The organism is Rhizomonospora bruguierae (assembly GCF_018397995.1).
Taxonomy (GTDB): Bacteria; Actinomycetota; Actinomycetes; order Mycobacteriales; family Micromonosporaceae; genus Rhizomonospora; species Rhizomonospora bruguierae.
In genome coordinates this window covers 1-24,919 of the sequence record NZ_BBQH01000019.1, presented here as the reverse complement: position 1 = coordinate 24,919, position 24,919 = coordinate 1, and the positions used below count along the sequence as shown (strand labels likewise).

Here is a 24,919-nt window from a genome sequence, read left to right as displayed (position 1 = left end):
AAAGCCCGGTCGTAGGCTCCCACCGTGACTGTTCGTTACGGTATCTGCGCGGCCAACGCCGGCGAATTCGGCGACCCGCGCGCCCTCGTCGCGCTGGGTGAGGCTGCCGAGCGGGCCGGCTGGGACGCATTCTTCATCAACGACCACGTCCTCTACCACCACCGGGACTGGCCGGTCGCCAACCCGACCGTGGTCCTCGGCGCACTGGCCGCCCGCACCTCCCGGATCCGGCTGGGCACCCTGATGACCGCGCTGCCCCGGCGCCGGCCCCAGGTGGTCGCCCGCGAGGTCGCCACCCTGGCGGCGCTGGCCGGCGCGGACCGGGTGATCTTCGGCGCCGGCCTGGGCTCGATGGACGCCGAGTACGCCGCCTTCGGCGAGGACCCGGACCTGCGCGCCCGCGCCACGCGGCTGGACGAGGGGCTGGCCTTCCTCTCCGGCGCCTGGTCGGGCCGGCCCGTCGACGGCGGCCCGATGCTGCCGGCGGCCCGCATCCCGATCTGGTGCGCGGGCCGCTGGCCGCGCCGGGCCGGCTTCCGGCGGGCCGCCCGCTGGGACGGCGTGGTGCCCACCTTCGCCGGCTACGACCAGGCCAACCCGCCGCCACCCGACCTCCTGCGCGCCGTCGTGGACCTGGTCGGCCCCGGCAAGGACGTGGCGATGGAGGGCGCCTCGCGGGACGGCTCCGTGGTGGCGCCCTACGCGGCGGCCGGCCTCACCTGGTGGCTGGAGGCGTTCACCTGGCGGCGTGGACCGCTCGCCGAGGCGTTCACCCGGGTGGCCGCCGGCCCGCCGGTCTGATCAGGTTCCAGCGGTGCCCGTGAACCGCGACGCTCAACTCGCGCCCCGGTGGGCTGCCCGAGTAACCCGCCAACGCAGCCACCGTAAGACGTTTACGGGATCGACACCTCGCCCTCCGTCGGCCGACACTCGACCGGAGGGTGGCGCGCTTACACACATCACATGGCCGTTCTGCTGACCGCCCCGGCAACCACCGGTACCAGCGGTTACACGCTGCTCATCGCGGACGCCCCGGACCAGATCGCCGCCGCACAGCGGCTCCGGCACCGGGTCTTCGGCGAGGAACTGGGCGCCACCCTGCACAGCCTTGTCCCCGGCACCGACGTCGATGAGTTCGACGCGCACTGCGACCACCTCATCGTCCGCGCCGACGCCACCGGCGAGGTCGTCGGGACGTACCGCATGCTGCCCCCGCGCGGCGCCGCCGCGACCGGCCGCCGGTACGCCGACGGCGAGTTCGACACGTCCGCGCTCGCCCCGCTGCGCGACCACCTCGTCGAGACGGGCCGCTCCTGCGTGGACCCCGCCCACCGCTCCGGCGCCGTCATCAACCTCATGTGGGCCGGCATCGCCCGCTACCTGCACCTGCACGGGCTGCGCTGGCTCGGCGGCTGCGCCAGCGTGCCGCTGGCCGACGGCGGCGCGACCGCGGCCGGGGTCCGGGCGTTGGCCCGCGCGAAGCACATGTCCCCGCCCCGGCTCCGGGTCCGCCCCCACCAGCCGTGGCTGCCGGCGGACGGCGTCGAAGCCCCCGTGCGGGTCGCCGTCCCGCCGCTGCTGCGCGGGTACCTGCGGCTCGGCGCCTGGGTGTGTGGCGAGCCGGCGCATGACCGGGACTTCGACGTGGCCGATTTCTACGTCCTGCTCTCCCTGGACCGCGTCGACCCCCGCTACCTGCGCCACTTCCTCGGCGACGCGGCACTGGACGCTCGTGGCGGGGCCGGTGGCGGTGGCGGTGCCGGGAGGCTGCCGTGAGCCTGTGGCAGCCGGAGTCCCCCTGCGACGCCGGCTGCATCCCGCCCCCGGCCACCCGCCTCTCCCCGATCCGCCAGGCCGGCCGCCTCGCCGCCCTGGCCGGGGTCCTCCTCGCCGGTGCCGCCGCCCTCCCGGTCCTGCCGGTACTGCCACCGGCCCGGCGCTCGGCCCTGTTCCGCACCCTGGCGCGTGGCGTCCTTGGTGCCCTCGGCGTCCGCCTCGCCGCCCGGGGACGCCTCCCCCGCCGGCACGCACTGCTGGTCGCCAACCACATCTCCTGGCTGGACGTCGTCGCCCTGCTCGCCGTGGCACCCGCCCGACTGCTGGCCAAGCGCGAGGTCCGCGACTGGCCGCTGATCGGCACCCTCGCCACGGCTTCCGGCACCCTCTTCCTGGACCGCCGCCGCCCGCGCACCCTCCCCGCCACGGTCGCGGACGTCGCCTCCGCCCTGCGCGCGGGAGCGGTGGTCGCGCTGTTCCCCGAGGGCACCACCTGGTGCGGCGCCCCCTCCGGCGGCCCGTTCCGCCCCGCCATGTTCCAGGCGGCCCTGGACGCCGGCGTCCCCGTCGTGCCGATCTCCATCCGGTACACCGGCACCGGCCCCGCTGGCGACGACGCCGCCACCGTCGTCCCCGCCTTCCTGGGCGCCGACACCCTGTGGGCGTCGCTGCGCCGGGTCCTGGCCGCTCCCGCGCTGACCGTCTCCCTGGCCGCCTCCCCGGCCCTCCACCCCGACACCGCGGCCACCCGCCGCACCCTTGCCCGCATGGCCGAGGCCGCCGTCCGCACCGACAACCCCGGCGTCGCGCTGGTCGCCCCACGCCCCGTCGAGGATTTCCCCCAAACCCCCGTCGCGGCCGCCACCCCCATCGCCCTCCACGCCGCATAGCCGCCCACCACACTGGACACGGGGTCCGCGACGGCGGCTCAATCTGCCGGCCTCCGCCCGGCGCCGGACGGGAGAGCGGGGCCAGGCACCGGACCAGGTACCGGATGGTGGGCGAGCGGGCCGGAGACGAACGGTGCGAGGGCCAGGTTCTCAAGGGGCGACCGGAGCCCCACCGGAGGCGAAGCGTCGCGGAGGCACGGCCCCGCGAAGGCGTGCTGACCCGCGCACGGAGCCGACGTCCGGCCCCCACGCATTCACGGCAAGCTGTGTGACAAACGCGATGTATCGCGTTGCGCGAACGAGATACATCGCGATATGCTCGCCCGCGTCGGATCGGGAAGCGGGAGAGCGGTATGACGACCTGGCTGGTGGACAAGCCGCAGCGGCTGGCGGTGGATCGGCCCGTGCGGCGGCTCGACGTGCGGTTGATTTCGGGGAAGCTGAACGTCGTCGGCGCGGACGGGCCGCCGCGGATCGAGGTGACCTCGATCGGTACCCGGCCGCTCGTGGTGAGCTGCGAGGATGGCGCGCTGGTCATCAGGTACGAGCGGCCGCGGTTCTGGCCGGTGTGGACCGGGCCGCTGGGGTGGTTCCTGGTCGGGCGCAAGCGGTACCGGGCGGAGGTCTCGGTGGCGGTGCCGCCGGAGGCGGTGGCGGAGCTGGAGTTGATCTCCGGGTCGGCGGTGGTGTCGGCGCTGCGCGCAGGCGCCTCGATCACGGTGAGCAGCGGGCGGATCACGCTGCTGGGGCTGGCCGGGCAGACCGTGGCGAAGGTGGTCTCCGGTCCGGTGGAGGCGCTGGGGGTGGGCGGCGACCTGGAGGTCGAGACGGTGTCCGGCGAGTTGATCATCGCGGACTCGTCGGCCAGCCGGCTGCGGGCGCGGACCACGTCCGGTCCGATCACGGCGGACCTGAACAACCCGCCGTACCACAGCCGCATCGACCTGGAGACGGTGTCCGGCCAGATCACGGCGCGGGTGCGGGAGGACAGCGACCTGGATGTCGAGCTGCACACGGTCAGCGGGCGGGTGAGCAGCGACTTCGAGGAGCTGTGGGCGCGCGGATCGCACGGGGACAAAAGGCTGGGCGGGCGGCTCGGCGCCGGCACCGGGCGGCTGCGGGCGCAGGCGACGTCCGGGCATGTGTCGCTGCTGGCCCGGCAGGTGGATGACGAGGAGCGCCAGGGCGCGTACGCGGGCGCCGAGGAGCCGCGCGGCGACACCGCCGAGACGGGTGCGCGGCAGCGCGACTCCTCCGGGAAGGACGGGGACGACCCGGAGCGGGAGGGGGCGCACGAGGGGGAAGGGGGCCGGCCGTGACGGCGGTGTTCAGCCACGGCCGGCTGCGCCTGTACCTGTTGAAGCTGCTGGCCGAGGGGCCCCGGCACGGGTACGAGCTGATCCGGCTGCTGGAGGACCGGTTCCTGGGGTTGTACGTGCCGAGCGCCGGGACAATCTACCCCCGGCTCCAGCGGATGGAGGCGGAGGGCCTGGTCACGCACACGGCGGCGGGCGGGCGCAAGACGTACGAGATCACGGACGCGGGGCGCGCGGAGCTGGCGGAGCGCGCCGGTGAGCTGGCGGCGCTGGAGTCGGACATCCACGCCTCGGTGCAGGACCTGGCGGGGCTGGCGATGGAGATCCAGGACGAGGTGCGCGGCTCGGCGCGGGACGTCAAGCGCGAGCTGCGCGAGGCGGCCCGCAACGCGCGGCAGCGGTGGCAGCCGCCGGTGCCGCCGTGGCAGCAGCGACGGGAGCCGGTGCCGTCGCTGCCGCCGGAGGCGGAGGCGGGCCTCCGGTTGGAACGCCGGGCCGCGGAGCTGGCCGGTGACGTGCGACGGTTGGTGCGCCGGCAGGGCGTGATGCCGGAGGCGCTGCGCGCGGCGATGGAGGCCGTCGAGGTGGCCGCCGTGGAGATCCGCCGCCTCATCGAGGGCCGCCCGCCGTCCCGTTAGCCCGGACCCACTGCCGATCTTGGGCTCGTGGTGGGCGCGAAGCCGCCGTAACCGCCGCAACCCGGGCACCACGGGTCCGAGATCGGCGAGTCGGAGGGCGAGGGTTCCTCACAGATTACTTTCAGGAACGGTACAGGCGGCCCGCAGAGTTTCGCGCCACCATGGGGGCATGGCAACGGCTGAGGCGAAGCTCCTGGTGGTCGAGGACGATCCGAACATCCTCGAACTGCTGTCCGCCAGCCTGCGCTTCGCCGGGTTCGACGTGGCGACCGCCACCAGCGGCAGCGCCGCGGTCTCGGCGGCCAAGAACCGGCGGCCGGACCTGGTGGTCCTCGACGTGATGCTGCCGGACCTGGACGGGTTCGAGGTGATCCGGCTGCTGCGCGAGGGCGGCACCCGCACCCCGGTCGTGTTCCTGACCGCGCGGGACGCCACCGAGGACAAGATCCGTGGGCTGACCCTGGGCGGGGACGACTACGTCACCAAGCCGTTCAGCCTCGAGGAGCTGACCGCGCGGATCCGGGCGGTGCTGCGGCGCACGACCGGTGAGCACTCGCCGTCGCGGCTGGTCTTCGCGGACCTGGAACTGGACGAGGAGACGCACGAGGTGCACCGGGCGGGCCGCCGGGTGCAGCTGTCGCCGACCGAGTTCAAGCTGCTGCGGTACCTGATGCTGAACCCGAACCGGGTGCTGTCCAAGGCGCAGATCCTGGACCACGTCTGGAACTACGACTTCCGGGGCGACGACAACATCGTCGAGTCGTACATCTCCTACCTGCGGCGCAAGGTCGACACGGTGGAGCCGCGCCTGATCCACACGCTGCGCGGCGTCGGGTACGTGCTGCGCAAACCCGCCGGCTGATGGCCACGCTGAGCGGCATCCCGCTGCGCGTCAAGCTGGTGGCCGCCGTGCTGGCCCTGGTCGCGGCGGCGCTCCTGGTGATCGGCGTGACCAGCGCGTTCGCGCTGCGGTACTACCTGACGCACCGGATCGACCAGCAGTTGGCCGCCACCTCCACCCAGGTGACCCAGAACGCGCTGCTGATGTTCCAGGACCCGGACACGCAGATCACGATGCTGCTGCCCAGCGACTACTCGGTCGGCCTGGTCGGCCCGGCGGCGCGGAACCTGTCGCAGAACCCCCGGCACAGCCCCACCTACGCCGCGGACGACCTGCCGCCGCTGCCGGCCGACGTGCCGGAGGCGCAGCGGAACCTGAACCGGCCGATCACGGTGCTCTCGGTCTCCGGCCGGGACCGGTGGCGGGCCCTGGTCACCAGCTTCCCGGACGGCAACTACCTGGTGGTGGCGCAGAGCCTGGCCGACGTGGACATGGCGATGCGCCAGCTCGCGTGGATCGACGTGCTGGTCGGCGGGGTGGTGCTGATCCTGCTCGCCTCGGTCGGCGCCGGCATCGTGCGGACCAGCCTGCGCCCGCTGGTGCAGATCGAGCAGACCGCGGCGGCGATCGCCGCCGGCGACCTCACCCGGCGGGTGCCGGACCCGGAGCCGGGTACCGACCGACCGGCCACCGAACTGGGGCGGCTGTCGCGGGCGCTGAACGCCATGCTGACCCAGATCGAGGCGGCGTTCACCGCGCGGTCGGCGTCGGAGATGGCGGCCCGCAGCGCGGAGTCGGCGGCGCGGAACGCGGCGATGGCGGCGCAGGCGTCGGAGACCCGGGCGCGCCGGTCCGAGGAGCGGATGCGGCAGTTCGTCGCGGACGCCTCGCACGAGTTGCGCACCCCGCTGACCACGATCCGGGGCTTCGCCGAGCTGTACCGGCAGGGCGCGGCCCGCGAGCCGGAGGAGGTCGCCCGGCTGCTGCGCCGGATCGAGGACGAGGCGGCCCGGATGGGGCTGCTGGTGGAGGACCTGCTGCTGCTGGCCCGGCTGGACCTGCAGCGGCCGTTGCAGGCGACGCCGGTGGAGTTGCCGGTGCTGGCGAACGAGGCCGTGCAGGCGGCCCGCGCGGTCGCGCCGGACCGGCCGATCGAGCTGGACCTGGAGGCCGCCGGTCCGCTGGTGGTGCTCGGCGACGACGCCCGGCTGCGCCAGGTGATCGGCAACCTGATGACGAACGCGCTGACCCACACCCCGCCGGACGTGCCGGTCACCCTGAAGGTGCGAGCGGACCCGGCGGGCTTCGCGGTCATCGAGGTGATCGACCGCGGTCCCGGGCTGACCCCGGAGCAGATGGACCGGGTGTTCGAGCGGTTCTACCGGGCGGACGCCGCGCGCAGCCGGCGCGGTGCCACCACACCCGGAACGGGGCTGGGGCTGGCGATCGTGGCCGCCCTGGTGGCCGCGCACCGGGGCACGGTCGAGGTGGACAGCGAACCGGGCCGGGGTGCGACGTTCCGGGTCCGGCTGCCGCTGGCGCGCGACGTGGAGCCCGCGGCGTGACTCACAGACAACTCGCAGCACGGTTACAGGTGCGGTGAAGGCGTATGCGGGAATCTTTGTGACATGAGCGAGTACGACGACAGCACCCCCGGCCGGCTGGGGGACCAGGAGCCCCGGGGCGAGCAGCCCGCGGCTACGGAGCCGGAGCAGTCGGAGCAGTCGTGGCAGTCGCCCGCGCCGCAGCCGATCGCCGGGTCGCACCCCGGGCAGCCGGTCAGCGGGGCGCACCCCACGCACCCCACCCAGGCCGGGCACCCCACGCAGGCGGGGCAGCCGGCTCAGGCGGGGCACCCCACCCAGCCCGGGCAGCCGGTCGGTGGGGGGCACTGGCAGCCGGGTGGCGCGGCGTACGGGCAGCCCGGGTGGCCGAGCCAGCCGGCGTACCCGGCGCCGCAGGCGCAGCACCAGCAGCCGTACGGCGCGTGGGGGCAGACCGCGACCCTGGAGCAGCGACCCGGGCAGACCAGCCGGGCCGGCAGGATGCTCGCCACCGGCGCCGCCGCCGTCGTGCTCGCGGTCGGCTCCGGCCTGCTCGGCGGCGTGATCGCCACCAGCATCGACCACCGTGCCCCCGGGTCGGTCGCCGCGGACGCCAGCCGCGCCGCCGCCGCGCCGGTGATCAACCGGTCCTCGCTCGCCGAGATTGCGGCGAAGGTACAGCCGACGGTCGTGAAGATCCAGACCGGCAGCGGCGAGGGCTCGGGCGTGGTGATCAGCGCCGATGGCGCGATCGTCACCAACAACCACGTGGTCGCCTCGGCCCGCGGCGACCGGGTCCAAGTGATCTTCAACGATGGTCGCAAGGCGGACGCCAGCGTGGTGGGCACCGACCCGAAGACCGACCTCGCGGTGATCAAGGCGCAGGGCGTCAGCGGGCTGGTGGCGATCAAGTTCGGCGACAGCGACGCCACCCAGATCGGCGACACCGTGCTCGCCCTGGGCAGCCCGCTGGACCTGCAGGGCTCGGTCACCGCCGGGATCATCAGCGCCAAGGACCGGACCATCCAGGTCGGCGGGGACCAGCAGGGTCAGTTGCCGGGGCAGTCCTCGGTGAGCTCGCTGTCCGGCCTGCTCCAGACCGACGCGGCGATCAACCCGGGCAACTCCGGCGGCGCGCTGGTCAACACGAACGCCGAACTGGTCGGCATCAACAGCGCCATCGCCACCTCGGGCCAGGGCTCGTCCGGCAACATCGGTATCGGCTTCGCCATCCCCAGCAACAAGGCCAAGGCCGTCGCGGACGCGCTGCTGGCGGGGAAGAAGGTCAGCCACCCGTTCCTGGGTGTGCAGGTCAACAACGGCCAGAACGGCGGCGCGCTGATCGCCGCGGTGAGCAGCGGCGGCCCCGCCGAGAAGGCCGGCCTCCAGGAGGGCGACGTGCTCACGAAGATCGGCGACAAGCCGGTCAACGGCGCCGATGACGTGGTCGCCGCGGTTCAGCGCGGCAAGGTGGGCGACCGGCTCACGATCACCTACACCCGAAACGGATCCGAACAGACGGCAACCGTGACGCTGGGCGAAGCGTCATAACAAGCAAAGCTCCCTAACAACAGCAGACTCTCCTCCTCCCCAGAAAAGACGGCGGGCGGCGTGGCCTCGGGGGTTGTCCGCGCCGCCCGCCGCTCTGGCAAGGGCCGTGGACCGCTGCCGGCCGGCTCAGTCGAGCCAGTTCAGGCTCCGGTCCACGGCCTTTTGCCAGAGCCGGTGCGCCTCGTCCCGGTCCGCCGTCGCCATGCCGGGCGTCCACTCCCGGTCGGCCCGCCAGTTGGCGCGCAGCGTGTCCAGGTCCGGCCAGAAGCCCACCGCGAGGCCGGCGGCGTAGGCGGCGCCGAGGCAGGTGGTCTCCGCGACCGTCGGGCGCACCACCGGCACCTCCAGCACGTCCGCCTGGAACTGCATGAGCAGTTCGCTGGCGGTCATCCCGCCGTCCGCCTTGAGCGTGGTCAGGTCCACGGTGGACTCCGCGTTCATCGCGTCCACCACGTCCTTGACCTGCCAGGCGGTCGCCTCCAGCGTGGCCCGGGCCAGGTGCCCCTTGGTCACGTACCCGGTCAGCCCGGCGATGACGCCACGGGCGTCCGGGCGCCAGTGCGGGGCGTAGAGGCCGGAGAACGCCGGTACCACGTAGCAGCCGCCGTTGTCGGTCACGGTGGCCGCGAGGTCATTCACCTCGGGGGCGGAGCCGATGATGCCCAGGTTGTCCCGTAGCCACTGGACCAGGGCGCCGGTCACGGCGATCGAGCCCTCCAGCGCGTACACCGCGGGCTCGTCGCCGATCCGGTACCCCACCGTGGAGATCAGTCCGTGCTCGCTCGGTATCGCCGTGCTGCCGGTATTGAGCAGCAGGAACGAGCCGGTGCCGTAGGTGCACTTCGCCTCGCCGGGGGCGAAGCAGGTCTGGCCGAACAGGGCCGCCTGCTGGTCACCCAGCGCGCCGGCCACCGGCACCCCGTTGAGTTGCCGCGCCTCGCCGTAGACGTGTGAGGAGGGCAGGATCTCCGGCAGGATCGCCCGGGGTACGCCCATGGCGGCGAGCAGGTCGTCGTCCCAGTCGAGGGTTTGCAGGTTCATCAGCATGGTCCGGCTGGCGTTGGTGACGTCGGTGGCGTGCCGGCCGGTGAGGTTCGCGATCAGCCAGGTGTCCATCGTTCCGAAGTGGACCTCGCCGTTCTCGGCCCGGGCGCGCAGATCCGGGTCCGCGTCCAGCAGCCAGCGGATTTTGGGACCCGCGAAGTACGTGGCCAGCGGCAGCCCGGAGACCCCCCGGAACCGGTCCTGCCCGATCTCGCCGGCCAGCTCCCGGATCAGCCCGTCGGTGCGGGTGTCCTGCCAGACGATCGCGTTGCCGACCGGTTCGAGGGTCTTGGCGTCCCACAGCAGCGTGGTCTCGCGCTGGTTGGTGATGCCGATGGCGGACAGGTCGGCGCGGGCCAGGCCGGCCCGGTCCAGCGCGCCCTGGGTGACCGCCTGCACGTTGTGCCAGATCTCCCGGGCATCGTGCTCGACCCAGCCGGGCCGGGGGTAGATCTGTTCGTGTTCGCGCTGGTCGAGGGAGACGATCCGGCCCTCGGCGTCGAACACGATGCAGCGGGTGGAGGTGGTGCCCTGGTCGATGGCGGCGATGTAGGTGTGCGGGGTCACGCCGAACAGTTTGCCTCGCCCGGGCGGGTTTGCCGTCCGGCACTACCGTGTGCGACCGCGCGTGGGGGAAACTGCGTGCGGCACGCGCGGCGATCGAGGGGGTGCGCCGATGAACGGCTTCGATGAGGCGTTGGAGCGGCTGCTGACCGATCCGGCGTTCGCCCGCGCGCTGGCGGCGGACCCGACGGCGGCGCTGGCCGGCTACCGGCTCACCGAGGAGGAGCACGCGCTGCTGCGCAGCCAGGTGACGGGGGACCGGGGCGGGCAGACCGCGGTGGAGACGCGGGCCAACCAGTCCGGCGTGTTCGGGATGCTGGCGCCGCTGGCGGACCTGGCCGGGGAAATCAGCGCCGCCGACGCCCCCGGGTCAGCCGGTTTCGGCGCGGCTGACGCTCGCGGGGCGGCGGGCTTCGGCGTGGCCGAGGCGCCGGGGTCAGCCGGTTTCGGCGCGGCTGACGCTCGCGGGGCGGCGGGCTTCGGCGTGGCCGAGGCGCCGGGGTCAGCCGGCTTCGGCGCGGCCGACGTTCCCGGGACGGCCGGCTTCGGCGCCGCGCAGCCCGGTTCCGACGCCCTCGGCGTCCCGGAGCGACAGCCGCCGCCGGGCTACCACATCCGGGTGGACGCGGACGGCGACGGCACCTGGGACCGGCACATGCTGCGCGCCCGGCCGGACGGCGGCGTGGATATCCTGGTGGACGCCGACCGGGACGGCCGCATCGACTTCATCGGCCACGACGCCGACGCGGACGGGCTGGTCGAGTCCGCCGACTACGACAAGGACGGCGATGGCTTCTTCGAGAAGACCATGTACGACGACACCGGTGACGGCTGGCTGGACCGCACCGTCCGGCACCGCCCGCCCGGCGGCGGCGTGGGGGACGCGCTCGGCCCCGCCCGTTGACGCGGCGGCGGCCGTTCGGCGCGGCGCGGGCGCCGGTGGGCGACGCGAGGTGGCGATCCCGCCGGTCAACGTCGAGGATGGATCGAGATCGGTGACGCTGGGGAGGTGATCCGGGTGGTCGCCGTGGCCACCGAACGGCTGCGCAAGGTCTTCGCCGACGGCACGGTCGCCGTCGATGACCTTACGCTGTCGGTGGCGCAGGGCGAGTTCCTGGTCCTGCTCGGGCCCACCGGCTGCGGCAAGTCGACGCTCCTGCGCCTGGTCGCCGGCCTGGAGACGCAGACGAGCGGGCACATCCGCATCGACGGGCGGCTGGTGGACGGGCTGCCCGCCGGGGAGCGCCGCGCCGCCATGGTGTTCCAGGACTACGCCCTGTACCCGCACCTGAGCGTCGCCGACAACATCGGCTTCCCGCTGCGGGCCGGCGTCCACCAGGTGGACATCGCGGCCCGGGTCGCCGAGGTGGCCGCCACGCTCGGCCTCACCCACCTGCTCGACCGGTCGCCCACCCACCTGTCCGGCGGGCAGCGGCAGCGGGTCGCGATGGCCCGGGCGATCGTCCGCAAGCCGCGGGTGTTCCTGCTCGACGAGCCCCTGTCCAATCTGGACGCCGGGCTGCGCGCCGAGTTGCGCGCCGAGATCGCCGCCGTGGCCCGCCGCCTGCGGGTCACGACCCTCTACGTCACCCACGACCAGACCGAGGCGATGACCATGGCGGACCGGGTGGCGGTGCTGCGCCGCGGGGTCCTCCAGCAGGTCGGCACGCCGGAGCAGGTCTACGCGGACCCGGCCACGGTGTTCGTCGCCGCGTTCCTCGGCAACCCGCGCACGAACCTGCTCCAGGGCGCCGTGTACCGGGACGAGGCCGGCCGGATCCTGCTGGACCTGGGCGACCAGCGGCTCGTCTACCCGGCCGGGCACCCGGCCGGCCGGGTGCTGGCCGAGCACGACACCGAGCGGGTGACCGTGGCGATCCGGGCGGACGCGCTGGCCCCGGCGCCGGCCGGGGGGATCGGGGACCTCGGCGGGACCGTACGGCTGGTCGAGAACCTGGGGCACGAGGCGCTGATCCACGTGGCGACCGGGTCGGTGCCCACCTCGCGGGAGACGAGCCGGTTGGAGATCCCGGACACCGGCCAGCACCTGGCCGAGGTCGTCGCCGACGACCCGCCGCCCGGGCGCCCGCTGCTCGGCACGCTGGGGCGGATGCTGCCGCACCACCGCCCGGCCGGACCACCGCCGACCGCGCGTACCGAGTACGGCTTCTACCCCGTGTACGACCCGGAACTGCCGGGGCCGCCCGCGGCGCACGGTGACGTGGTGCTGCGGGCGCCGGTCGCGCGCCTGCCCCGGGTCGGCGAGCGGCTGAACCTGGCCGTGGACATGGACCAGGTGATGCTGTTCGACCGGGCCGGCAACCGGATCCGGTTCACCTGACCCTCAGGCGTTCAGCGTCCCCAGTTGCTGGAGCTTGGCGTCCAGCACGCTGGCGTACTGATCGCTGATCCGGCCCTCGTTGGCACGGGTGCTCACCTTGTTGCGCAGGGCCCGGATCTGCTCCGCGGTCTGGCTCGGCGCGGACCTCGCGTCCGCCTGGAGGTTGCCGACCAGTTGGCGCAGGTCCAGGCCGGCGTCCGGGTTGATGGCGCCGGCCGAGACGCCCTCGTCGATCAGGGCGCGCACCTCGGCGAGCACCTGGTTGAAGGTCGGCTGGCTCGGTGGCACCACCGGGCTGCCCAGCGGGGCGGCGATGGTCGGCGCGGGGGTGTGCGGCGGCGTGGTGGTCGGGGCGGCCGGCGGCTCGACGGTCGCCGGGGCCGGCGGGCTGGTCGTGGGGGCGGAGGGCTGCCCCTGCGACGTCGAGGGGCGGTTCAGCGCGCTGCCCACGACCAGGGCGGTGATCATCGCGGTCAGCGCGGCGGTGACCACCACGGCCACCCGGTTGCGGGGAGACCAGCCGCCGGGTTGCCGGCCCAGAACGGGCAGCGCCACGGTGGGCGCCAGCCCGTTCACCGGCTCCGGCGGGGCGGGCATCGGGGCCGCGACCGCCGGGGCGGGCCCGGGCGCCTGCTCGACCAGCAGCGCCCGCAACTCGTCCGCCACCTGGTACGCGGTGGGGCGGTCCCCGGGGTGCCGGTCCAGACAGCGGCGGCACAGGTCGGAGACCTGCGGGGGCAGGTCCGGCACGCCGCGCAGCGGCGGCATCCGGGGCGGCTGTGGCAGCCGCGCCAGGTCGTCCCACGTCTCCACCGGGAAGGGTGGGTGGCCGGCGAGCATCTCGTACAGCAGCACGCCGAGCGCGTACGCGTCGGTGGCCGGCTGCGCCGGGGTCCCGTCCAAACGCTCCGGCGCCACGTACGCCGGGGTGCCGAACGTCTCGCCCTCCTCGTCCTCGTCCGGCGCACCGATGTGGGTGGCGATCCCGAAGTCCATCACCTTCGCGCCGGACCGGGTGAGCATGATGTTCGCCGGCGTCACGTCCCGGTGCACGATGCCCAGGCGGTGCGCGGCGGCCAGCGCCTCCGCCACCTCCGCGCCGAGGTGCACGGCGATCCGCCAGGGCAGCGGGCCCTCGGTCAGCCGGGACTCCAGCGACTCGCCGGTGAGCAGTTCCATCACCACGAAGGCGGTGACCGTGCCGTCCTGGGCGACCGTCTCGCCGTAGTCGTGCACCGAGGTCACGTGCGGATGGATCAACTGCGCCGCGGAGCGGGCCTCCTCCCGGACCAGGTCGCGGAAGCGTTGGTCGGCCGCGAGCGAGGCGGCCAGCACCTTCACCGCGACCACCCGGTCCAGCACCTCGTCCCGGGCCCGCCAGATCACGGACATGCCGCCCGCGCCGATCCGGTCGATCAACCGGTACCGGCGGGCGAGGAGGTCGCCGGCGTGGAGCGTAGCCATGCTGTTCTGACCTGTCGTCGACGGGGCCCGCGGGGCAGCAACCGACTAAGGCTGCGGGACGTCCACCACGGATGTCAATGCCGTCCCGGTCGGGTTTCGGCAGCCGCGGACCGCTGCGCCGGCCCGGTTCACGGCCGGCCGGTGGGCCCGGCGGGGCGCCGTGCCACGATGGCGCCATGGTCGACAAGCCGGTGGCGTTCGTGCTGGGTGGCGGCGGCGTGCTGGGCGCGGTCGAGGTCGGCATGCTGCGCGCCCTGCTGCGCGCCGGCATCCGCCCCGACCTGGTGGTCGGCACCTCCATCGGCGCGGTCAACGGCGCCCTGGTCGCCGCCGAGCCGGCCGAGTCGGTCACCGCCCGGCTGGTCCGGCTGTGGTCGTCCGCCGAGGCGGGCGCGGTCTACGGCGACTCCGTCGCGCGCCAGTTGCGCCGGTTCGCCGCCCGCACGCACCTGCACTCGCCGCTGCCGCTGCGCCGCCTGCTCGAGCGGGAACTCGGCGAGGACACCGGGTTCGCGGACCTGCCGGTGCCGTTCCAGTGCTGCGCGGCCAGCATCGAGCGGGCCGCCGAGCACTGGTTCGACTCCGGTCCGCTGGTGGACGCGGTGCTCGCCTCGTCCGCGGTACCGGGGCTGCTGCCGCCCGCCCAGATCGGCGGCGAGCACTTCGTGGACGGCGGCATCGTGAACTCGGTACCGGTCGGGCGGGCGATCGGGTTGGGCGCCCGGACGGTGTTCGTGCTCCAGGTGGGGCGGATCGAGCGGCCGCTCAGCCCGCCCCGGCGCCCGTGGGAGATCGCCCAGGTCGCCTTCGAGATCGCCCGCCGGCACCGGTTCGCCCGCGAGATGGCCGACCTGCCGCCCGGCGTGGCCGTCCACGTGCTCCCCACCGGCGGCGGCAGCCCGCGCGACGATTCGCCCTGGGCGTACCGGAACCTGGCGGCCGTGGGCCGGCGGATCAGTCGCGCCTACACCGCCTCCCGGCTCTACCTGGCCAAGCACGAACTCGGCGGCGACGCCTGATGCCGCTGCCACCCCGCTGGCTGCGCCGCCTGCTGCTCGCCCCCGCCGTCGTGCTGCTCGCCGTCGCCGTGCTGGCCACGCTTCCCGCCTGGCTGCTGCTGGCGGCCGCCGCCTCCCCGCTGGTCGCCGGCCGGCTGCGCCCGTTGCGGGTGCTCTGGATCGTGGTGGTGTACCTGGTCGTGGACGCGGCGGCGCTGGTCGTGATGTTCGCGCTGTGGGTCGGCTCGGGGTTCGGCTGGAAGGTCCGGGCGCCCTCGTTCCAGCGGGCGCACTACGTGCTGTGCGGGTGGTTCCTGCGGGTGCTCTACCGGCAGGCCCGGTGGACGCTGCGGCTGTCCATCGAGATCGACGGGCCCGACCCAGGCGCCGTCCAGCCGGGCCGCCCCGAACTGGTCGTGTGCCGGCACGCCGGTCCCGGCGACTCGTTCATCCTGATCCACGCGCTGGTCAACTGGTACGACCGGGAGCCGCGGATCGTCCTGAAGAACACGCTCCAGTGGGACCCGGCGGTGGACGTGCTGATGAACCGGCTGCCGAGCCGGTTCATCGCCCCCTCGCCGGTGACCGGGGAGCGCCCCGAGGGGCAGATCGAGCACGAGGTGGGCGCGCTCGCCCGGGGGCTGGCCGGGGACGACGCCTTCGTGATCTTCCCGGAGGGCGGCAACTTCACCCCGCGTCGCCGCCAGCGCGGCATCGACCGGCTGCGGTCGCTCGGCCTGGAGAGCATGGCGCGGCGCGCCGAGCGGATGCACCACGTCCTCGCGCCGCGCCCGGGCGGCCTGCTCGCCGCGCTGGACGCCGCCCCCGGCGTGGGCGTCAGCTTCGTCGCGCACACCGGCCTGGACCGCATGCTCACCATCGCCGACGTCTGGCACGAACTGCCCATGGACAAGCGGCTGGTCATGCGCTGGTGGTCGGTGGCTCCGGAGCACATCCCGGCCGGGCGCCAGGAGCGCATCGACTGGCTGTTCGACTGGTGGGCGCGCATCGACCGCTGGATCGCCGAGAACCACCCGGCCTGAGTATGTCGCCGGGCCGGTTGAGTATCCGCACGATGCCCGGACCGGCCCCGCCGCCGGCACACTGTCCGCGTGACGTCGTACCCCTGCCCCGCCTGCCGCGCCCCGGCCGACCTGGTCGGCGGCTGCCGCCGCTGCGGGTGGCCGCCGGACCCCGAGGCCGCGGAGGTCATCCGGCTCGGCGCGGTGATCCACGACCACTGGGCCCGGCTGAACGAGGCGCAGCGCCGGCGGGACGCGCTGGCGGCCGGCGTCCGCGCCCGCGTGGCGGCCCGCGCGGCCGCCACCCCGGTACCGGCGCCGGTTCCCGCGCCGCCCGTGGCACCCGTGGCGGCCGTGCCGGCGGAGGCCCGCGCGGCCGGACCGGAGACCTCCACGCGTACCGTGCAGAACGTCCTGTTCGTCCTCGGCGGCGCGCTGCTGGGCATCGCGGCGATCGTCTTCACCGCGGTGGCCTGGGCGACCTACGGCGTGGGCGGGCGCGCCGCGATCCTCGCCACGGTGACCGTCGCCGCCCTCGCCGTCCCGCCCATCGCCCTGCACCGGCGGCTGCGCGCCACCGCCGAGACGTTCGCCGTGTTCGGCCTGCTCCTGCTGCTGCTCGACGGGTACGCGGCGCGCTACGTCGACCTGCTCGGCATCGCGTCGATCCCGGGTCACCGGTACGCGGGGGCGGTCCTGGGCGCGACCGCGCTGCTCGCCCTCGCCTACGGCGCCGCGACCCGGCTGCGTGGACCCGGCTGGGTGGCCCTGGTGCTGGCCCAACCGGTCGCGCCGGTGCTGCTGGCCCGGGCCGGGCTCGGCTACGCCGGGTGGAGCCTCGTGTTCACCCTGGTCGCCGCCGCCGACCTGGCGTTGGTCGCCCGGGGGCGCCTGGCCCGCGCCTGGCTGCCCGCCGCGCCGCTGCTCCTGCTCGCGTTCGTGTTCGCCGCCGGTGGCATCAGCTCCGCCGACGGGACCGGCGCCGCGATCCGCGCGGGCAGCGCGCTGGTCGCCTTCGCCGGCGCGCTGTGGGCGGCGCCGCGCATCGCCGGCCGGCCCGAACTGCACCCGCCGGTGGACGCCGTGCTCGTCCTCGCCGCCGCCGTGGCCACCGCCCGGGTGGTGGCGTTCGCGGCCCCGGGGTACCTGCTGATCCTGAGCGCGACCCTCGCGCTGGCCATCGCCGCGGCGGTGCAGCGGCTGGGCGTCGGGGCGCGGTTCGCCGGCTGGGCGGTACTGGTCCTCGCGGGTGCCGTCACCGGCATGCAAGCCCTCGTTGCCGGCGCCACCACGGCGTACCGGGCACTGCCCGCCTGGCACGCCGCGCTGGGAACGCCCGAACCGCCGTTCGACGGTCAGCTTCCGGCGGCGGTGGCGGTACTGGCGCTGGCGGCGGGCATCCTCGCCCCGCGCGCGGCCCGCGGTTGGCTCGTGGCCGGGGCGGCGGCGCTGCTGGCCCTGGCCCTGCCCGGCGGGCTCGCCCTGCCCTGGTGGGCGCCGCCCGCCCTCGACCTGACCGGGGTGGCGCTCCTCTCGCTGCTCGCGGTTCGCTCCGCCCGCACGGGTACGCCGGGGCGCCTGCCGGCCGGCGTGGTCGCGCTCGCCCTGGCGGGGCACGCCGCGCTCGCCGGCCTCGCCCGGCCGGGCAGCACGGCGGCGGTGGCCGGCGCACTGGTCGTGCTCGGCCTGGTGGTGGCCGCCGCCGCGCGCCCGGCGTCCGCGCCGGTCGCCGGGGTGGCTCTGGCGGTGGGGATGCTGGCCCTACCGGCCGGCGCGGCGGCCGGCGCCCAGGTTCTCGGGTTGCCCGCCGCGCGCGCGGCTCTGGCGGCGACCGTCGTGCTTCTGTTCGCCGTGCGGGCGGTACGCCGGCTGTGGACCGACCTGACCGGGTACGCCGTGCCGGCGCTCGCGCTGGCCGCCCTCGCGGTGTGCTGGCCGCCGGCGCCCGAACCGGCCGCCCTCTACCCGGCGGTCGGCATCCTCGTCCTCGGGCTCGCCGGGTGGTCGGTGTCCACTGTGGTCGCCATGCCGGTGCTTGGCGGGGTGCTCGCGGTCCACACGGCGGCCGCGTGGAGCGCCGTGCTCGTCCGGCCGTTCGGTCAACTCGGGCGGGTCTGGGACGGCGTGCCCGCCGCACCGACCGTGCCGGCGACGGCGGTGGTCGCCTTGGCGCTCGCCTGCGCCGGATGGGCGGCGCTCGGCCGCGACCGTGCCGGGTCCTGGCGCGGCACGCTGCCCGCGGCGCTGCTCGGTGGGCCGGCCGCCCTGCTCACCGCCCTCGCGGCGGCGCGCGTGCCCTGGCCCGTGCTGCCCGCGGCCGCCCTGCTGCTCGGGATCGCCGCGCTTGCCGGCGCCGCCTTCGACCGGCTTCCCGCCCCACCAGCGGTACCGGCGGGTGCGTTGCTCGTCCCCGCCGCGCTGGCCGGTGCGGCGGCGACCAGGGAGACGACGCTCGCCGCCCTGGCGCTCGTGACGGTGGCCGCCGCGGCTGTGGGCGCTGCCGCCGGTACCCGCAGGGCAAGAGTGACCGGCGCGGCGGTGGCGCTGGCCGCGGCGGTGGTGTTCGTGGTGGCCGCCCGTGCGGCGGCGGTGACGTGGCCGGTCGCGGGCCGGTGGGTGCTGCTGGCTTCGGCGCTGGCACTCGCGGCCGGCGCGCTGCCGCGCCCGCAAGCGGCGGCACGCCGGCAAGCGCTGCCGCGCCCGGAGCCGGCGCCTACCCCACAAGCGGGCCCTGCCCCGGAGGCGGCGCCGAACGCGCCAGCGGCGCTTCGGTACCGGGTGGCGCTGAGCGTCCTCGCGCACGCGGGCGCGTTCATCGCGGTGGTCGTCACGGGCGGCGGCGCGCGGGACACGGCGTTGCTGTTCGCGCTGTGGGGTGCCGCGCTGGGACTGCGCGCCGCGTGGCCCGCGAAGCCGGCCAGGGCGCGCACGGGCTGGGTCGCCGCGGCGGGGGCGTGCGAGGTGGTGGCGTGGTGGCTGCTGCTGGACGCGTCCGGCGTCGAGGTGGTGGAGGCGTACACGGTGCCGGCGGCGGCCGTCGCGCTGGCAGCCGGGTGGTTGGCGCTGCGGCGCCGGCCGGACCTGCGCAGTTGGGTGGCGTACGGGCCGGGGCTGGCGGTCGGGCTCCTGCCGAGCCTGGCGCTCGTGCTGGACCCGGACGCCGCACCGCCGCGCCGGCTCGTGCTGGGCGCCGCCGCCGTGGCGGTGACCGTGGCGGGCGCGGTGCGGCGGCGGCAGGCGCCGGTCCTGATCGGCGGCGGTGTGGTGCTCGCGGTGGCGCTGCACGAACTGATCCTGGTGTGGCAGCGGCTGGCCGCCTGGATCCCGCTGGCCCTCGGCGGCCTGCTCCTGGTCGCCCTGGCGATCACCTACGAGCGGCAGCGGCGGGAACTGCGCCGGCTGCGCGCCGCCGTCGGGCGGATGACCTGACACCGCAAAGGGGGGAGCGGGGCCCGGCGGTGTGCGCCGCCGGGCCCCGCCGGGCGGGCGCGTCAGTTGCCGCCCAGGAGGGTGTAAACGGCCGCTGGCGCCTCGGTGACGTCGCCGTCCGGGCGCGACACGTCGACCGGCGCTCCGTAGTCCGAGTACCGGGTGACGAAATCCCGGCCGCCGGTCTGCGCCGTGAGGGTCAGTTTCAGCTCGGTGAGCCGGCCCTGGTCGTCCAGCGTGGCCTGGAACGGGACCCGATCGGCGCCGTCGCCGAGCTGGTCCAGCACCTGGGTGCCGAGCGCGCCGTCGGTCCGGTCCAGTCTGGAGAGGTCCAGGGTGCCGGTATAGATGCCGGTGTGACCGCGCCGCACGTCGGTCGCGGTCTGTAGGACCCGCGCGGTGCCGGCCGGGTCCTTGCCGCCCGGGCGCAGGCCGAACTGGTTGCCGTTCGGCAGCCGGGCGCCGTCGAGGTGCAGCCAGCCGCCGCCGACGCCGGGTAGCACGCCCTGGCCGAGCATCAGGTACATGTCCTTGTCCACCAGGCGCATCTCCAGGTCGGCGGAGATCCCCGGGGACGGGGTGGCGCTGGCGACCTTGACGGTGACCCGGCCCACGCCGGCCACCGGGTCGAGGGTGCCGCTGACGTTGTCCTGGTCCCCGGACACCGTGGTGAAGGAGAAGCTTTCGGAGCCGAGCTTGTTGACCGCGGTGGCCAACTCGGCGGCGGCCGCGGGGTCGGCCGCGGAGGAGGCGGTGGCCGAGGGGCTGGCGGCGCCGCTCGGCGCGCCCGAGCCCTCGCAGCCGGCCAGCCCGAAGGCGGCCGCCGCGAGCAGCCCGATCCCCGCTGTGGTGAATCGTCGGATGCGCACGTCCTCGTCCCTCCCAGGTCGGCAACTTCAACCCCTTCAATACCCAGTTGGCCCGCGCGCCTACCGCAGCCCCGGGCGGCCCGCCGGGCGCCCCCGGGGGCGGGCGGCCCGGCGGTAGGGTGTGCGCCATGGCTGAGCTGCTCGATCCCGAAGCCGTGACCACCGCGCTGCGGGAGCTGGACGGCTGGTCCGGCGACCCGGCCGCGCTCACCCGGACGGTCCAGCTGCCCACCTTCGCCGACGCCATCGCCGTCGTGGACCGGGTCGCGGTGGTCGCCGAGTCCATGGACCACCATCCCGACATCGACATCCGCTGGCGCACGCTCACCTTCCGGTGCAGCACCCACTCGGCGGGCGGCGTGACCGGCCGGGACACCGAACTGGCCCGGCGCATCGACGAGATCGTCAGCAACCAGGGCGAGCCGCGGGGCCTGGAGGACGAGGGGTGAGGTTCGAAGTCAGCAAGGTGCTCGACGCGATCGAGCGCCGCCTGAGCACGGACCCGGCCCTGGCCCGCGGCGTCGTCGACCTCGCCGAGATCATCCGGTACGCCGACCTGGACAACGGCCGCCCGGCCAGCGTCCTGCGGCTCGGCCTGGTGGTCGACGCCCTGGCCCGGTACCTGGCCGAGGAGAACATCCAGGTCTACGCGGTGGTCGACCGCCGGGTGCTGTCGGACGCCGACCTGACCTCCAACGAGCGGATGGTGGTCCGCCGCTGGGCCGACGACGGCCAGGTCGAGGTGGTGCAGAAACTCGGCGACCGGCTGCTCGAGGTGGCCGGGCTGACCGGGCTGCCCGTGGTCACCCGGGTCCCGGTCGAGCGGCTCCCCGCGGCGCAGCACCCGTGGCTGCTCAACGAGCCGGGTCGCCTCCTCGCCCCGGTACCCGGTCCGGGGGGCATCGCGCTGGTACCCCGGGTGAAGGGGCCGGTGAAGCCGGCGACCGGCCCCCGCTACACGGGTGTGCTGGCCCGCCTGTGGCACTGCTCCGAGGGCAACTGCCCCGCGTTCGGCGAACCGGGTGGGCTGTTTGGGGACGTCACCCGCCGGCCGGGCGCCCAGCCGCCGCCCCGGATGCGCCAGGGCGTACCGACCTGTCCCCGGCACGACAGCCGGCTCAAGGACGCGGGGCCGCGCCCGCCGGCCGAGGCGCTGGTCGTGCGGGTCGACGGGGTGGTCCGCACCCGCTTCGTGGTCGGCGCGGACGGGCCGGTCGTGGTCGGCCGGGCGCCGACCGAGCAGGGCGGCGTGATGCTCGGCCCGTGGCTGTCCGGCGAGGCGCGGCGCTGGGTCAGCCGCAGCCACGTCCGGTTCGACCTGCGCGGCGGCCAGCTGACGGTCACCGACGTGAGTACCAACGGCACGTCGGTGCTGCGCAACGGCTCCGACGACGAGGACGACGAGATCTCGCTGAACCGCGATGACACCCACCGCCTCGGCCCCCGGGACGTCGTCGAACCGCACCCCGGGGTGGAGATCGCCCGGCCGGGCCAGTGGGCCAGCGGCGGCGCGGTGAACCCCTCCTCGGTCATGGCCGAGGCGCCCACCATGGCCATGAAGATCGTCCCCCGCTGACGCCCCGGTCGCGGCTAGCGGGCCTCGGTGAGGACGGCGCCGAGCTGGGCGACCGCCCAGTCGATCTCCTCCGCGGTGACCACCAGCGGCGGCGCGAGCCGCAGCGTCGAGCCGTGGGTGTCCTTGGCCAGCACGCCCTTGGCGGCCAGCCGCTCGCTGGCCGCCCGGCCGCTGATCAGCGCCGGGTCCAGGTCCACGCCGGCCCACAGGCCGCGGCCGCGCACCGCGACGACGCCCTGCCCGGTCAGCGCCGTCAGCCGGGCGTGCAGTCGCTCGCCGAGTTCGGCGGAGCGGCGCTGGAACTCCCCGGTGGCCAGCAGCCGGACGACCTCGGTGCCGACCGCGCAGGCGAGCGGGTTGCCGCCGAACGTGGAGCCGTGCTCGCCCGGCTTGAGCACGCCGAGCACCTCGTGCCCGGCGACCACCGCGGAGACGGGCACGACGCCGCCGCCGAGCGCCTTGCCCAGCACGTACATCTCCGGGACGACGTTCTCGTGGTCGCAGGCGAAGGTGCGCCCGGTGCGGCCCAGGCCGGACTGGATCTCGTCGGCGACGAACAGCACGTTCCGTTCGGTGCAGAGCCGCCGGATGCCGGTCAGGTAGCCGGCGGGCGGCACGACCACTCCGGCCTCGCCCTGGATCGGTTCGATCAGCACCGCCACGGTCGTGTCGTCGATCGCCGCGTCGAGCGCGTCCAGGTCGCCGTACGCCACGACCCGGAAGCCCGGGGTGTACGGGCCGAAGTCGGCGCGGGCGTCCGGGTCGGTGGAGAAGCTGATGATCGTGGTGGTGCGGCCGTGGAAGTTCCCGGCGGCGACCACGATGCTGGCCCGCTCGGCCGGGACGCCCTTGACCCGGTAGCCCCAGGCGCGGGAGACCTTGATCGCGGTCTCCACCGCCTCCGCGCCGGTGTTCATCGGCAGGACCATGTCCTTGCCGCACAGCTCCGCCAGGGACCGGCAGAACTCGGCGAACTGGTCGTGGACGAACGCCCGGCTGGTGAGTGTGAGCCGGTCCAGTTGGGCGTGGGCGGCGGCGATCAGGCTGGGGTGGCGGTGGCCGAAGTTCAGCGCGGAGTACCCGGCCAGGCAGTCCAGGTAGCGGCGGCCGTCCACGTCGTTGACCCAGGCGCCGTCCGCACCGGCGATCACCACCGGCAGGGGGTGGTAGTTGTGCGCCGTCCACCGCTCGGCGGCCTCGACCGCGCCGGGGGTTCGCAGGCTTTCCACGGTCGTCATCGCCGTACCTCCAGAGTGCAGCACTTCGGGCCGCCACCGGCCTTGCGTAGTTCCGACAAATCAACGCCAATTGTCTCGTATCCGCGCTCCCGAAGGGCGGCGGACAGCCGGGTCGCCTGCGCCGGCAGGACCACCCGGGCCCCGTCGCACACCGCGTTCAGGCCCAGCACGGCGGCGTCCCGCGGGTCGGCCAGCACGGCGTCGGGGAACAGCCGCCGCAGGACCGCCCGGCTGCCGGGGGAGAACGCCTCCGGCAGGTACGCCACCCCCGCCTCGCCGCCGAGCACGCACAGCGCCGTGTCCAGGTGGTAGAACCGGGGGTCGACGAGGTGGAGCGTCACCACGGGCCGGCCGAACACCTCCTGGACCCGGGCGTGCGCCGCGTGCGTGGTCCGGAAGCCGGTGCCGGCGAGGATGTGGTCGCCGGCGAGGAGGATGTCGCCCTCGCCCTCGTTGACCAGCTTCGCCTCGTGCACCTCGAAGCCGGCGCGCGCGAACCACCCCGCGTACGCGGGCGCCTCGTCGGCGCGCTGCGGGTCCCGGAACTCCACCGCGAGCACCCGCCCGTCGACGACGGTGGCGCCGTTGGCGGCGAAGACCATGTCCGGCAGCCCGGGCAGCGGGTCGATCAGGTCGACGGTGTGACCGAGGTCGAGGTAGGTGCGCCGCAGCGCCGCCCACTGCCGGACGGCCAGGTCGGCGTCGACCGGCGCGGTCGGGTCCATCCAGGGGTTGATGGCGTACTCGACGGCGAAGTACGTCGGCCGGCACATGAGGTAGTGCCGGGCGCTGGCCCGCAACGGCATGCGTCACTCCCGGTGATCAGGTATGGCACCACGCTATGCCGGACGCGGCGCAGGTAACCACCGTCGAAGCTTGCTTGAGCTGGTTGTTCGTTGCGTTGTCCGATCGGATAACAGTGATCCGTTGCGTAGGGGGGCGGCGGGCGCTTGTGCGCCGCCGCCCCCGCTGGCCTCCGCGACCGGGTCAGAACCACGCGTTCCAGTGGGCGTCCAGCCAGTCCCGGACCCGGGTCACGGTGTCCGCGCCGGTGCCCAGCCACGGCAGGGCGCCGGCGAGCGCCAGGATGCCGACCACGATCGCGGCAAGCGACAGCAGCAGGCCCAGCAGCGCGTCAGCCTTGCCGGCCACGTGCCGGCGCCGGGTCGCGGACATCCCGGCGAGGCTCAGCAGCAGGGCCACCACGCCGACCGCCAGGCCGTACGCCGCCAGCCGGCCGGAGAGCACGCCCAGCGCGGCAACCACACCGAGGGCCAACCCGAGGTTCGCCATGAGGCTGGTCCGGGGCCGCCGCACCGGCCCGGCCCGCTCCGCCTTGACCGGCTCGGTGTCGGCTGTGTGCGTGGTGCGGTCGGCGGCGGTGTCGGCTGTGCGGGCGGTGCGGCCGGTGGCCGTGGCGTCGGCTGCCACCGCGGCGCGGCTGCGGTAGACGGTGCGGTCATCCACCTGGTCGCGCCGGTCCGCCGCCGGCTCGATGGCGCTTTCGTCGCGCGTGGCATCCGCGCGGCGCGTGAACGTCGGAATCCTCACCACTGTGGTCACCTCCGGTACTCCGCGCGAACGGCGGGGGTTGGCCGCGCGAAGGCTTTACGCAGAGGTACCCGGCATTCACGTCCTTCACACCCACCCCGGCTGCCACAGTCACCCGGCTCGATCCCGCGCGTGGCTGTCTGGCTCCGGCACGCGGAGCGGGCAGTGTCTTGTCCCGTCGCTTTGCTCTTATTCCGTGGCGGTGCCGAAACACCCTGTGAGGAAGAAACGATGGCTATGCAAGGTCCGTTGGTTCGGTCCAGGCGT

Annotated in this window: 21 protein-coding genes; 15 read left to right on the top strand and 6 right to left on the bottom strand. The window is 75.0% G+C overall.

Going from position 1 to position 24,919, the window contains the following annotated elements; all coding sequences use genetic code 11:
* Positions 1-24: 24 nt before the first annotated feature.
* The 8 genes from KJS59_RS10390 (at position 25) to KJS59_RS10355 (ending at position 8,556) form a co-directional block, all read left to right on the top strand.
* Positions 25-801, top strand: coding sequence for an LLM class flavin-dependent oxidoreductase (locus tag KJS59_RS10390; protein ID WP_213452520.1), 777 nt, complete (start codon positions 25-27; stop codon positions 799-801).
* Between the two features lie 162 nt (positions 802-963).
* Complete coding sequence (locus KJS59_RS10385; RefSeq protein ID WP_213452518.1) at positions 964-1,776, top strand: GNAT family N-acetyltransferase; 813 nt, start codon at positions 964-966, stop codon at positions 1,774-1,776.
* Entirely contained in the window at positions 1,773-2,666 is an 894-nt protein-coding gene (locus KJS59_RS10380; protein WP_213452516.1) for a lysophospholipid acyltransferase family protein, read from the top strand. Before KJS59_RS10385 ends, KJS59_RS10380 begins: the two co-directional genes overlap by 4 nt.
* A 353-nt stretch (positions 2,667-3,019) precedes the next feature.
* On the top strand, positions 3,020-3,985 hold the full coding sequence (locus KJS59_RS10375; RefSeq protein ID WP_213452514.1) for a DUF4097 family beta strand repeat-containing protein: 966 nt from the start codon (positions 3,020-3,022) through the stop codon (positions 3,983-3,985).
* Positions 3,982-4,620 (top strand): PadR family transcriptional regulator, encoded by a 639-nt coding sequence (locus KJS59_RS10370; RefSeq protein ID WP_213452512.1) that lies wholly within the window; start codon positions 3,982-3,984, stop codon positions 4,618-4,620. The genes KJS59_RS10375 and KJS59_RS10370 overlap by 4 nt, the downstream gene beginning before the upstream one ends.
* Before the next feature lie 169 nt (positions 4,621-4,789).
* On the top strand, positions 4,790-5,482 hold the full coding sequence (locus KJS59_RS10365) for a response regulator transcription factor (RefSeq protein WP_213452510.1): 693 nt from the start codon (positions 4,790-4,792) through the stop codon (positions 5,480-5,482).
* On the top strand, positions 5,482-7,026 hold the full coding sequence (locus KJS59_RS10360; protein WP_213452508.1) for a sensor histidine kinase: 1,545 nt from the start codon (positions 5,482-5,484) through the stop codon (positions 7,024-7,026). The genes KJS59_RS10365 and KJS59_RS10360 overlap by 1 nt, the downstream gene beginning before the upstream one ends.
* A 63-nt stretch (positions 7,027-7,089) precedes the next feature.
* Positions 7,090-8,556, top strand: coding sequence for a trypsin-like peptidase domain-containing protein (locus KJS59_RS10355; RefSeq protein ID WP_213452506.1), 1,467 nt, complete (start codon positions 7,090-7,092; stop codon positions 8,554-8,556).
* Between the two features lie 126 nt (positions 8,557-8,682).
* Here KJS59_RS10355 and glpK read toward each other — a convergent pair whose 3' ends face one another.
* Positions 8,683-10,167 carry a glycerol kinase GlpK gene (gene glpK, locus KJS59_RS10350; RefSeq protein WP_213452504.1) on the bottom strand — a complete coding sequence of 495 codons (1,485 nt, stop codon included), beginning with the start codon at positions 10,165-10,167 and terminating at the stop codon, positions 8,683-8,685.
* A 109-nt stretch (positions 10,168-10,276) separates the two neighbouring features.
* Here glpK and KJS59_RS31745 point away from each other — a divergent pair, with 109 nt between their 5' ends.
* On the top strand, positions 10,277-11,068 hold the full coding sequence (locus KJS59_RS31745; RefSeq protein ID WP_213452501.1) for an Os1348 family NHLP clan protein: 792 nt from the start codon (positions 10,277-10,279) through the stop codon (positions 11,066-11,068).
* A 105-nt stretch (positions 11,069-11,173) separates the two neighbouring features.
* A complete protein-coding gene (locus tag KJS59_RS10340; protein WP_306345159.1) occupies positions 11,174-12,505 on the top strand; it encodes an ABC transporter ATP-binding protein in 1,332 nt (443 codons plus the stop codon).
* A 3-nt stretch (positions 12,506-12,508) separates the two neighbouring features.
* Here the strand turns inward: KJS59_RS10340 and KJS59_RS10335 are convergent, their stop codons facing one another.
* Positions 12,509-13,969: a serine/threonine-protein kinase gene (locus KJS59_RS10335; RefSeq protein WP_213452499.1), complete on the bottom strand. Its 1,461-nt coding sequence runs from the start codon at positions 13,967-13,969 to the stop codon at positions 12,509-12,511.
* A gap of 176 nt (positions 13,970-14,145) precedes the next feature.
* Between KJS59_RS10335 and KJS59_RS10330 the strand changes: the two genes are divergently transcribed.
* The 3 genes from KJS59_RS10330 to KJS59_RS10320 all read left to right on the top strand — a co-directional run bounded on the left by KJS59_RS10330 (position 14,146) and on the right by KJS59_RS10320 (position 19,418).
* A complete protein-coding gene (locus KJS59_RS10330; protein ID WP_213452497.1) occupies positions 14,146-14,988 on the top strand; it encodes a patatin-like phospholipase family protein in 843 nt (280 codons plus the stop codon).
* On the top strand, positions 14,988-16,010 hold the full coding sequence (locus KJS59_RS10325) for a 1-acyl-sn-glycerol-3-phosphate acyltransferase (protein WP_213452495.1): 1,023 nt from the start codon (positions 14,988-14,990) through the stop codon (positions 16,008-16,010). Before KJS59_RS10330 ends, KJS59_RS10325 begins: the two co-directional genes overlap by 1 nt.
* A gap of 69 nt (positions 16,011-16,079) precedes the next feature.
* The gene (locus KJS59_RS10320; RefSeq protein ID WP_213452493.1) at positions 16,080-19,418 is read left to right on the top strand and encodes an SCO7613 C-terminal domain-containing membrane protein; all 3,339 of its coding nucleotides are present in this window, start codon (positions 16,080-16,082) and stop codon (positions 19,416-19,418) included.
* Between the two features lie 62 nt (positions 19,419-19,480).
* On the opposite strand, the gene KJS59_RS10315 is transcribed toward KJS59_RS10320, so the two are convergent.
* Positions 19,481-20,287, bottom strand: coding sequence for a hypothetical protein (locus tag KJS59_RS10315; protein WP_213452491.1), 807 nt, complete (start codon positions 20,285-20,287; stop codon positions 19,481-19,483).
* A gap of 128 nt (positions 20,288-20,415) precedes the next feature.
* On the opposite strand from KJS59_RS10315, the gene KJS59_RS10310 reads away from it, so the two are divergent.
* Together KJS59_RS10310 and KJS59_RS10305 are read left to right on the top strand one after the other, a co-directional pair.
* Entirely contained in the window at positions 20,416-20,736 is a 321-nt protein-coding gene (locus KJS59_RS10310; RefSeq protein ID WP_213452490.1) for a 4a-hydroxytetrahydrobiopterin dehydratase, read from the top strand.
* Complete coding sequence (locus tag KJS59_RS10305) at positions 20,733-21,863, top strand: FHA domain-containing protein (RefSeq protein ID WP_213452489.1); 1,131 nt, start codon at positions 20,733-20,735, stop codon at positions 21,861-21,863. Before KJS59_RS10310 ends, KJS59_RS10305 begins: the two co-directional genes overlap by 4 nt.
* A 14-nt stretch (positions 21,864-21,877) precedes the next feature.
* Here the strand turns inward: KJS59_RS10305 and rocD are convergent, their stop codons facing one another.
* The 3 genes from rocD to KJS59_RS10290 form a co-directional block, all read right to left on the bottom strand.
* On the bottom strand, positions 21,878-23,101 hold the full coding sequence (rocD, locus tag KJS59_RS10300; protein WP_213452488.1) for an ornithine--oxo-acid transaminase: 1,224 nt from the start codon (positions 23,099-23,101) through the stop codon (positions 21,878-21,880).
* Positions 23,098-23,907, bottom strand: a complete 810-nt coding sequence (gene ddaH, locus KJS59_RS10295; protein ID WP_213452487.1) for a dimethylargininase — start codon at positions 23,905-23,907, stop codon at positions 23,098-23,100. The genes rocD and ddaH overlap by 4 nt, the downstream gene beginning before the upstream one ends.
* Before the next feature lie 181 nt (positions 23,908-24,088).
* Positions 24,089-24,652 (bottom strand): hypothetical protein, encoded by a 564-nt coding sequence (locus KJS59_RS10290; protein WP_213452486.1) that lies wholly within the window; start codon positions 24,650-24,652, stop codon positions 24,089-24,091.
* Between the last annotated feature and the right edge of the window lie 267 nt (positions 24,653-24,919).